Here is an 8,914-nt window from a genome sequence, read left to right on the forward strand (position 1 = left end):
CGTGTAACATAATGAATATTAAAGTAAAAAATCAAAGAGTAGACAGGTAGACAGTTTAAGGTACAAATTTTAATTTATAACTGTGGGGAGTATTAGAATGACAGCACAGATATCAGCATACGGGCGTCTGGTGGCCGATCCGAATACCAGAACAACGGGCAAGGGTACAAATATGGCAATGGCGCGGCTGGCAGTATCACTGCCCTGTAATGCCGCTGAGGATGGACAGGCTACTTTCTGGCTGGGTGTTCTCGCATTTGGTAAGCAGGCTGATGCGCTGGCGCGGCATGTTAAAGGCGACCTTGTGAGCGTAGCGGGCAATATGCAGCTTAATCAGTGGACGGGGCAGGATGGCACCGCACAGCAGGGGTATCAGGTACTCGCAGACAGTGTGATCAGCGCCAGAACGGTGAGGCCGGGCGGCGGGCGGAAGCCCATAACTGATACTGACGACGCAAAACAATCAACCGCCGCCGCGCCGGGATGGGAAATATACAATACGTCGGAAGATTTTGACCAGCGCCCACAACATGAAGATGATTTCTGACTGAAAGGAGCAAAGAAAATGTTTACTTATAAGGATGTTCTGGAACATCGCAAGGTGCATGGCATTGAAAATGCCGTACAGGATATGGGAGTAAAGGAGTACGCTGCTGCGCTTGATAAAGATGCTGTGGTGATGATTGATTCTCACGGCTTCATTGTGGATTCGTTCACGGGAATGGCTCTGGCTGCTGATGGCGAACAGCTGGATCTCCTCATCGCGCATCTGGAGAAAATGCGTAAGGATATGCCGGAAAAGAACATGCGGGATTTGCTGAATAAATAAATTTTGTAAATTATTCGTACTCATGTTTACCCGTGATTACCCCTGTCTCTGATGGGGGTTTTCTTTATATTTTTCATGTATATCTTGAAGAGTGGCACTCAGACGTGAGCCGCCACTGGCCGTTAAGTCAAGCTGTAGCGAGTACAGCCTGCGAGAGGCAGAAAAAGATTTAACGGCCTCCCCTCCAAGCGCTGGTTTCACGTCTCAACGTTAATTGTTACGGAAACCACTCCATGAAGAAACTACTCGAATTACGCCAGCAGAAAGCCGCACTCAAAACACAGATGCGTTCCATGCTGGACAAAGCCGACACCGAAAAGCGCAGCCTGAACGAAGAAGAGGGCAAAAAGTTCGATGAACTCCGCGCCCAGGCTGATGCCCTCGAAGTTGAAATCACCCGTCTTGAAGCCGTCGCCGACGATCAGCGCAATCTGCCTGGTACTTCCGTTGAAGGTGAGCCAGTAAGCAACGACGAGCTGCGCCACTACATCATGACAGGTGATACCCGTTCTCTCTCCACACTGGTGCAGGCTGACGGCGGTTATACCGTTATCCCTGAGCTGGACAAAGAGATTATGCGCCAGTTGCAGGATGATAGCGTGATGCGCTCCATCGCAACGGTGAAGACCACCAAAACCAACGAATACCAGAAGCTGGTATCTGTGGGCGGCACTACCGTTAATCGCGGCACCGAAGGTGAGGCACGTACCGAGACCAGCACGCCGAAGATGGAGCGCGTTGATATCAAACTCAACCCGATCTACGCCTACCCGAAAACCACTCAGGAGATTCTCGACTTCTCCGAGGTGGATATTTTGGGCTGGCTGTCTTCTGAAATTGCCGACACCTTCACCGCGACCGAAGAAAGCGACTTTGTGAACGGCGACGGTGATAAAAAATCCAAAGGCTTCCTGTCTTACCCTCGCGCGGCCACTGCCGACAAAACCCGTCCGTTCGGTACGCTGGAGAAGATGGAAGCGGCTGACGTTTCCTCTGATGGCCTGATCGACCTGCTGTATAAGCTGAAAGCCAAATACCGCAAAAACGCCGTATGGGTGATGAACTCCAACACCGCAGCCAAACTGCAAAAGCTGAAAAACGGCAACGGGGATTACATCTGGCGCGATCGTCTGGTTGCCGGTTCTCCCGATACGCTGCTGGGCCGTCCTGTTCAGTATCTGGAAACCATGCCGGATGCGGAGGCAGGTAAAGCATTCCTCGCGGTTGGCGACTTCAAGCGTGGATATTTCATCGTGGATCACACCACTGGCGTGCGTACCCGCCCTGACAACATCACCGAACCGGGTTTCCTTAAAATCCATACGGACAAGTATTTAGGTGGTGGGGTGGTTGATTCCCGCGCGATTAAAATCCTCGAAATGTCAGGTTCCGGCTCCTGATTAACAGGGGCTTCGGCCCCTTACTATTTTGGTGGTTAATTATGATCGAACCTGAGAAAGAATATTTTAATTGCTGTCTGGCTTACCAACCCAACGGTTCACTTATCTGGAAACAAAGACCTGAAAGCCATTTTTCTAGCGTTGCTCAGGCCAAAACATGGAATGCGCGGTATGCCGGAAAGTCTGCTGGTTGTTATTCCAATGGTTACAGAGTTGTTTCTGTAAATAAAAAACTGCAACTGGCGCACCGAGTTATCTGGATTATGCATTTCGGCTCTATACCCGCCGGAATGGAGGTTGATCACATTAACCATGTTAAAAGCGACAACCGGATAACGAATTTTCGGCTGGTTACTCATGCCGTGAATCAGAAGAATTTATCTATCCAGAAAAATAACACTAGCGGCATGACAGGCATACGCCGTGATAAGCGCAGCAATAAATGGATAGTCCAGATTAAACCTCGCGGACAAAAAACAAAACATATTGGCTCGTTCGATGAATTAGATCTTGCCATTTCAGCCCGGAAAGCTGCGGAAGTTAAGCATGGCTTTCATAAAAATCATGGGAGCCTGAATTAACAATGAAAACAATCGATTTTGAAATCCGTACCTCTGAACTTACCGCCAAAGAGCGCAAGCTGGTGGGCTATGCCGTGCGCTGGAACAGTCTCTCAGAAATTATCTGGGACGAGTTCCGCGAGCAGTTTGCGCCGGGAGCGTTTAAAGACAGCCTGGCATCCGGTAGCGATGTGCGTGCGCTGTACGAGCATAACTATACCCAGCTGCTGGGCCGCACTAAATCCGGCACGCTGGTGCTGTCCGAAGACGATACCGGGCTGCGCTTCGAGCTGACCCCGCCGAATACCCAGCTTGGTAACGATGTGCTGGAGCTGGTGGAGCGTGGGGATATCTCCGGCATGAGCTTTGGTTTCCGGGCGCTGAAAGAGGCGTGGGATATCGGCCAGTCTCCATACCTGCGCACTGTTACCGCAGCCGAACTGCGGGAGATTACCGTTACCTCTATGCCTGCTTATCCTGAGTCTGGCGTGGAAATCGCGCACCGTTCGCTTTTCTCCCAACATCCTGAACTGCGCCGCGCTGGCGATAACCGTCGCCGCTGGGCTGAATTAGCGGGGCTCTGATATGTGGAATATCTGGCCGTTTGGCCGTAAGTCTGAACCCTCTGAGCAGCGCAGCATGACCATTGATGAATTTCTGGCGATGGCAGGGATTCCAAATACCGGATCAGGCGAGTATGTGTCTGCGGGTACTGCGGAATCTCTGCCGGCGGTCATGAACGCCGTGTCAGTTATCAGTGAGGCGGTGGCAACAATGCCCTGCTACCTCTACCGCGTGCGCAACGATAACGGGCGTGAGGCGCGAGAATGGCTGAGCAATCACCCGGTGGATTTTCTGCTGAACGAGCAGCCGAACGACTGCCAGACACCTTACCAGTTTAAACGCACGATGATGCGCCATTGTCTGCTGAATGGTAACGCCTATGCGGTGATCCAGTGGGGCCGCGACGGCCAGCCGCAATCCCTGCACCCGTATGCGCCGGGGGCGGTTGTACCTGAGCGTATCGGCCAGCATAAATACAAATACACCATTACTGAACCATTTACCGGGGCTGTGCGCACCTACTTGCAAGAAGAGATCCTGCACCTGCGTTACTCGACCGATGATGGTTTTCTGGGGCGTTCGCCGATCACCACCTGCCGTGAGGCGCTGGGGTTAGGTCTGGCCCAACAGCGCCACGGTGCCAGCATTATGAAAGATGGCATGATGGCGGCTGGCGTGGTCACTACTGCTGAGTGGCTCGACAGCGTGAAGGGCAAACAGGCTCTGGACGCACTGGAGCGCTACAAAGGTGCCAGAAACGCCGGGAAAACGCCGATCCTTGAAGGTGGCATGGACTACAAGCAGCTTGGCATGAGTAATCAGGATGCCGAATGGCTGGCCTCCCGTCGCTTCACCATTGAAGACATTGCCCGCATGTTCAACGTGTCGCCCATCTTCTTGCAGGAATACAGCAATAGCACCTACAGCAACTTTAGCGAAGCGAGCCGCGCATTTCTCACCATGACCATGCGCCCGTGGCTGGCGAACTTCGAGCAACAAATCAAATCTGCGCTGCTGGTGGCCTCTCCGGTTCCGGGAACCCGCTATCAGGTGGAGTTTGACTCTGCTGACCTTCTCCGCGCTACGCCAACCGAACGTTACGCCACTTATGAGCGCGGCATTAAGAACGGGATCATGAACCCGAACGAAGCCCGTGAACGTGAGGGGATGCCGCCGCGTGAAGGTGGTGACGAATTCAGCCAGGCATGGAAGCAGGAAGTGAAGATCAGCAAAGACGGCAAGGAAGGTGACGCATGAGAGCCGGGGGGCTGAGAAGCCGCGTCACTATTCGGGTATTCACTACCCACAGGGAGCCGTCCGGTCAGGTTGTTCAGGTCTGGGAAGACGGGGAAACCATATGGGCTGAGGTTAAGGGGATCAGTGGCCGAGAGTTAATGGCGTCAGGTGCCGAGGTTGCCGAAGCGACGATCCGCGTTTGGGTGCGTTTCCGCCGTGATATTACCGCAGCCAACCGTCTGAAAGTGCTTACTGGCCCGTTTGCTGGCAGCACTCTCAATATTATCGGGCCTCCTATTCCTGATTCGGAAGGTACCCGGCTGGAAATTCTCTGCAAGACAGGAACGGAAAAATGACAGCAGAAATCACCCTGGATGAAGCAAAGCTGCATTGCCGTATTGATGATGATTACGAAGATACGTTGATACAGGCGTACATCGATGCGGCGCTGGAGGTTTGCCAGAAGCATATCGGCAAGCGGTTTGATAACGGGCTGGAGTTTACGCCAGCTATCAAGATTGGCTGTCTGATGTACGTCTCTCAGCTGTACGAGTACCGCACGACAATTGGCGACACTGACACCAAAGAGATACCGATGGCTGTCTCTGCGTTGTGGTCTGTCTACCGTGATGTGGGGGTGTACTGATGCCGTGGCAACCACTACGCCGATGTAATGAGCCGGGATGTAATAAGCGGGTGAAATCCGGCAAGTGTGATGAGCATAAGCGGGATGCCCGCCGACAAAGCGACAGCCGAAGAGGTACACGAACAGAGCGCGGTTACTCCAACCGTTGGGGCGAATACCGTCGTCATTTTCTGAAAGCTAATCCGCTGTGTGTCCATTGTCTTAAGGCTGACGTCTATACATCGGCAACTATCGTCGATCACATCATCCCTATCGAGGGTGAGGCCGATGTGCTGTTCTGGCCCGCCAGTAATCACCAGTCGTTATGCGCTGCCTGTCATGGACGGAAGACAACCACAACAGACCCGGTGACGAAGCAGCAGCGTAAAGCCAGTAAGTTCCGCGAGCAGGAAGAAGCAGCGCGTCATCGCACCGACTGGATCTATGAGGCAAACAATGACTGAGCAGGAACAGCAGCGGCTGATTAGTGGGCTGATAAAGCAGCGTGAGTCATGGCAACCAGCCAGACAGAGAGCGCATAAGAAGCCCGTAGCAAAGCGCATGAGCCAGCGTGACCGGGAGCTTATGGAATGCTTTCGCAACCGCTGACAGGCCGAATGGACGGGGTGGGGGAGGTTTTCAGGACAAACCCCTCTCAGCGAGGAACCACCCGCCCCCTCAAATTTTTACGCACGGTGATTTTTTTGAAAATAAAACAGACAGGAAAACAGTAAGTTATGGCAAGACCACCCAAACCGCCCGCCTATCTTGATGAAATCGCGGTGCAGCAGTGGAAAGCGAAGGCGAAGCAGCTGGCGGAGCGTGGTGATCTGACGCCTGCCGACTGGAACAACCTTGAGCTGTACTGCGTCAATTACTCGATGTACCGCAAAGCCGTGGAAGACCTTGCCACGCGGGGATTCAGCATAGTGAACAGCCAGGGCGGTGAGAGCCGGAATCCGGCACTGAGCGCAAAAGCGGATGCCGAAAAAATTCTTATAAAAATGTCGTCGCTGCTGGGCTTTGATCCGGTAAGCCGCCGCCGCAATCCGGTAGAAACGGAAGAGGAGGACGAGCTTGACCGTCTGGAATGATTACGCAAACGCCATTAAATCGGGTGAAATTCCGGCATGTAAGCGCGTAAAACAGGCCGTCGAGAGGTACTTTTCAGACCTGAATGACCCCCGTTATGAGTTCGATACGGCGACCGTGGAGCGGTTTATTGCCTTCTCCCGGCTCTGTCCACACGTCAAAGGCCCGCTGCGGGGCCAGCCTATCGAGCTTGAGCCCTGGCAGCAGTTCGCCTTTGCTAACCTGCTGGGCTTTAAGGTCAGGGAGTCAGGCCGCCGGAAGTACAGCAGTGCCTTTATTGAAGTGCCACGCAAGAATGCAAAATCCACCGTGGCCGCCATGCTGGCTAACTGGTTTCTGGTAATGGAGAAGGGCCAGCAGGATATCTACACGGCGGCGGTAAGCCGGGATCAGGCCCGAATCGTGTTCGACGATGCCCGCCAGATGTGCCTGCTGTCAAAACCGCTGAAAAAGCGCGTCAATATCCAGGCGCATAAGGTCATTTTCCCGAAGAGCAACAGCCTGTTAAAGCCGCTGGCGGCGAAAGCGGCCACCATTGAGGGGACTAACCCCAGCCTGGCAATTGTCGATGAATACCACCTTCACCCGGATAACGGCGTTTATTCCGCGCTTGAGCTGGGTATGGGCGCACGTCCTGAGGCGATTTTGTTCGCCATCACGACCGCCGGGAGTAACGTTGTCTCCGCCTGTAAACAGCATTACGACTACTGCTGCCAGATTCTTGCCGGGGAAGAGAGCAACGATTCGCTGTTTGTCCTGATCTACGAGCTGGACGACGAAAGCGAGGTTGAGCAGCCTGAAATGTGGATCAAGGCCAACCCTAACCTGCATGTGTCCGTTGACGCGGCGAAACTGGAGTCCACCATCCAGAAAGCGCGGGGCATACCGTCGCAGTGGGTGGAGATGCTGACCAAGCGTTTCAATATCTGGTGTCAGGGCTCCACGCCGTGGATGGGTGCCGGGGCATGGGATGCCTGTGCGCTCGACTATACCGAAGACGATCTGGCCGGAATGGAGTGTTATGCCGGGTTTGACCTGTCCTCTACCAGCGACATCACCAGCGTAAGCTATGCGTTCCCGTTCGACAGGGAGATCAGACTCCTTACCCGTCATTATCTGCCGGAAGCGCAGCTACTTAACGTCGCCAACAAAAACCGCGCCATCTACCGACAGTGGGTAAAAGCGGGATGGATACGCACCACACCCGGCGACTGCATCGACTATGACCGCATCCGTGACGATATTCTGCGCGACGCTGAAACCTTCAATATCCGGCTGGTGGGCTTCGATACGTGGAACGCCACGCACCTGCGCACCCAGCTACAGGGGGCGGGGCTTGATGTGGAGCCGTTCCCGCAAACCTATCTCAAATTCAGTCCGGTGGCGAAATCCTTTGAGGTATTCGTTAACCGTAAGGTGGTGCGCCATCGCGGCGATCCTGTTTTGTCCTGGGCGATTGGTAACGTGGTGATGGAGACGGATGCCAACGCCAACATTAAGCCCAACAAGAAGAAATCCTCCAACAAGATAGACCCGGCTGTATCTGCGCTGATGGCGTTCGGTACCTTCCAGGCTGAGCACGAGGATTTTGCTTTCGATATGAGCGACAGCCACAAACAACGGCTGGCGACATTTAACGGTATCTGACTGGAGTAAAACTATGAATACAGCGAACCATGAAACCATGAGCACGATCCTTCTGAGCGGCTCGCTGGCTAAACTTTTTGGCCGTACTCACCAGCGGCTTATTGGCCCGACACGTGAGGCGTTTACTGCGTTATCCGCCACCATTCCCGGCTTTCAGAAATTCATGAATACCAGCAAAGCCCGAGGACTTACGTTCGCTGTATTCGTGGACAAAAAGAACGTAACTCAGGATGATCTCGATTTTCCGAACGGTAACAGGACGATTCGAATTGTTCCGATCATAATCGGGAGCAAGAAAGCAGGGGTGATGCAAACTATTCTCGGCGCGGTGCTGGTGGCGGCGTCAATCTGGATGCCTGGCATTGGCATTGCAGCCAGTAACATGATGTTTGCTGCTGGTTCAGCAATGGCAGTAGGCGGTGTAATGCAAATGATATCTCCGCAGGTGCAAGGCCTTGCCAGCAAGCAAAGTGCCGATAATAAAGCCTCGTATGCGTTTGGAGGTGTCACCAACACTGCCGCCCAAGGCTACCCGGTACCGTTGCTTTACGGTAAGCGCCGAATTGGTGGTGCAATCATTTCTGCCGGGATCTATGTCGAAGACCAGCTTTAAGTATGCATGATGAAGCGAGAGACTATCGAGGCGGTAATAACAGAAATGGCACATCTGCAAGGCCATGAACTTAACGGGCGGGATCATCTTATGGTGCGCAATCGCGTTGCCGCTTGCTTGGCTGCGAAAGAACGCCACCGGCAAAGGATGGATGCCAAACCTTATCAATGGAGAAAGCCGGAAAGGCCAAGGTGATAAACCCAACCTATCAAAGCACTGGACTATGTTCTGGTGCTTTTTTGTTTGTGCGAGCAATCGTGTATAAACATATGTATAAACAGAGATAAAAAAGGCGCTTCCCCATGCCGGTTAGCGCCTTTTTAAACAAACACTTAACTGATTAGTATC

At 53.2% G+C, this 8,914-nt stretch carries 13 protein-coding genes; all 13 read left to right on the forward strand.

What is annotated here, in order from left to right; translation table 11 throughout:
- The first annotated feature begins 97 nt into the window (after positions 1–97).
- The 13 genes from M8370_RS22225 to M8370_RS22290 all read left to right on the forward strand — a co-directional run bounded on the left by M8370_RS22225 (position 98) and on the right by M8370_RS22290 (position 8,761).
- The gene (locus M8370_RS22225; RefSeq protein ID WP_029139677.1) at positions 98–547 is read left to right on the forward strand and encodes a single-stranded DNA-binding protein; all 450 of its coding nucleotides are present in this window, start codon (positions 98–100) and stop codon (positions 545–547) included.
- A gap of 18 nt (positions 548–565) precedes the next feature.
- Positions 566–829: a hypothetical protein gene (locus tag M8370_RS22230; RefSeq protein WP_019077815.1), complete on the forward strand. Its 264-nt coding sequence runs from the start codon at positions 566–568 to the stop codon at positions 827–829.
- A gap of 233 nt (positions 830–1,062) precedes the next feature.
- A complete protein-coding gene (locus M8370_RS22235) occupies positions 1,063–2,229 on the forward strand; it encodes a phage major capsid protein (RefSeq protein WP_032655297.1) in 1,167 nt (388 codons plus the stop codon).
- 41 nt (positions 2,230–2,270) lie between these two features.
- The gene (locus M8370_RS22240; RefSeq protein ID WP_250021750.1) at positions 2,271–2,810 is read left to right on the forward strand and encodes an HNH endonuclease; all 540 of its coding nucleotides are present in this window, start codon (positions 2,271–2,273) and stop codon (positions 2,808–2,810) included.
- Between the two features lie 2 nt (positions 2,811–2,812).
- Complete coding sequence (locus tag M8370_RS22245) at positions 2,813–3,373, forward strand: HK97 family phage prohead protease (protein WP_126489810.1); 561 nt, start codon at positions 2,813–2,815, stop codon at positions 3,371–3,373.
- Position 3,374: 1 nt separating this feature from the next.
- Positions 3,375–4,610: a phage portal protein gene (locus tag M8370_RS22250; RefSeq protein ID WP_042998351.1), complete on the forward strand. Its 1,236-nt coding sequence runs from the start codon at positions 3,375–3,377 to the stop codon at positions 4,608–4,610.
- Positions 4,607–4,945, forward strand: a complete 339-nt coding sequence (locus M8370_RS22255) for a phage head closure protein (protein WP_001201224.1) — start codon at positions 4,607–4,609, stop codon at positions 4,943–4,945. The genes M8370_RS22250 and M8370_RS22255 overlap by 4 nt, the downstream gene beginning before the upstream one ends.
- On the forward strand, positions 4,942–5,235 hold the full coding sequence (locus M8370_RS22260) for a head-tail connector protein (protein WP_032660536.1): 294 nt from the start codon (positions 4,942–4,944) through the stop codon (positions 5,233–5,235). Before M8370_RS22255 ends, M8370_RS22260 begins: the two co-directional genes overlap by 4 nt.
- The gene (locus M8370_RS22265; protein ID WP_250021751.1) at positions 5,235–5,678 is read left to right on the forward strand and encodes an HNH endonuclease; all 444 of its coding nucleotides are present in this window, start codon (positions 5,235–5,237) and stop codon (positions 5,676–5,678) included. The genes M8370_RS22260 and M8370_RS22265 overlap by 1 nt, the downstream gene beginning before the upstream one ends.
- Before the next feature lie 273 nt (positions 5,679–5,951).
- Entirely contained in the window at positions 5,952–6,308 is a 357-nt protein-coding gene (locus M8370_RS22275; RefSeq protein ID WP_115438446.1) for a phage terminase small subunit P27 family, read from the forward strand.
- Positions 6,292–7,953, forward strand: a complete 1,662-nt coding sequence (locus M8370_RS22280) for a terminase large subunit (RefSeq protein ID WP_250021752.1) — start codon at positions 6,292–6,294, stop codon at positions 7,951–7,953. Before M8370_RS22275 ends, M8370_RS22280 begins: the two co-directional genes overlap by 17 nt.
- Before the next feature lie 13 nt (positions 7,954–7,966).
- Positions 7,967–8,566 carry a tail assembly protein gene (locus M8370_RS22285; RefSeq protein ID WP_001090463.1) on the forward strand — a complete coding sequence of 200 codons (600 nt, stop codon included), beginning with the start codon at positions 7,967–7,969 and terminating at the stop codon, positions 8,564–8,566.
- Positions 8,567–8,572: 6 nt separating this feature from the next.
- Positions 8,573–8,761 carry a hypothetical protein gene (locus M8370_RS22290; RefSeq protein ID WP_038807071.1) on the forward strand — a complete coding sequence of 63 codons (189 nt, stop codon included), beginning with the start codon at positions 8,573–8,575 and terminating at the stop codon, positions 8,759–8,761.
- Positions 8,762–8,914 lie beyond the last annotated feature (153 nt).

Origin of the sequence: Enterobacter cloacae complex sp. OE43NF, from assembly GCF_023544405.1 — a bacterium.
GTDB lineage: Bacteria > Pseudomonadota > Gammaproteobacteria > Enterobacterales > Enterobacteriaceae > Enterobacter > Enterobacter cloacae.

What these genes read in the sequence shown, in the direction of transcription:
- M8370_RS22240 (WP_250021750.1), top strand. Translation starts at nt 2,271, where the DNA reads ATGATCGAACCTGAGAAAGAATATTTTAATTGCTGTCTGGCTTACCAA.
- M8370_RS22235 (WP_032655297.1), top strand. Translation starts at nt 1,063, where the DNA reads ATGAAGAAACTACTCGAATTACGCCAGCAGAAAGCCGCACTCAAAACA.
- M8370_RS22265 (WP_250021751.1), top strand. Translation starts at nt 5,235, where the DNA reads ATGCCGTGGCAACCACTACGCCGATGTAATGAGCCGGGATGTAATAAG.
- M8370_RS22250 (WP_042998351.1), top strand. Translation starts at nt 3,375, where the DNA reads ATGTGGAATATCTGGCCGTTTGGCCGTAAGTCTGAACCCTCTGAGCAG.
- M8370_RS22255 (WP_001201224.1), top strand. Translation starts at nt 4,607, where the DNA reads ATGAGAGCCGGGGGGCTGAGAAGCCGCGTCACTATTCGGGTATTCACT.
- M8370_RS22275 (WP_115438446.1), top strand. Translation starts at nt 5,952, where the DNA reads ATGGCAAGACCACCCAAACCGCCCGCCTATCTTGATGAAATCGCGGTG.
- M8370_RS22285 (WP_001090463.1), top strand. Translation starts at nt 7,967, where the DNA reads ATGAATACAGCGAACCATGAAACCATGAGCACGATCCTTCTGAGCGGC.
- M8370_RS22230 (WP_019077815.1), top strand. Translation starts at nt 566, where the DNA reads ATGTTTACTTATAAGGATGTTCTGGAACATCGCAAGGTGCATGGCATT.
- M8370_RS22260 (WP_032660536.1), top strand. Translation starts at nt 4,942, where the DNA reads ATGACAGCAGAAATCACCCTGGATGAAGCAAAGCTGCATTGCCGTATT.
- M8370_RS22225 (WP_029139677.1), top strand. Translation starts at nt 98, where the DNA reads ATGACAGCACAGATATCAGCATACGGGCGTCTGGTGGCCGATCCGAAT.
- M8370_RS22245 (WP_126489810.1), top strand. Translation starts at nt 2,813, where the DNA reads ATGAAAACAATCGATTTTGAAATCCGTACCTCTGAACTTACCGCCAAA.
- M8370_RS22290 (WP_038807071.1), top strand. Translation starts at nt 8,573, where the DNA reads ATGATGAAGCGAGAGACTATCGAGGCGGTAATAACAGAAATGGCACAT.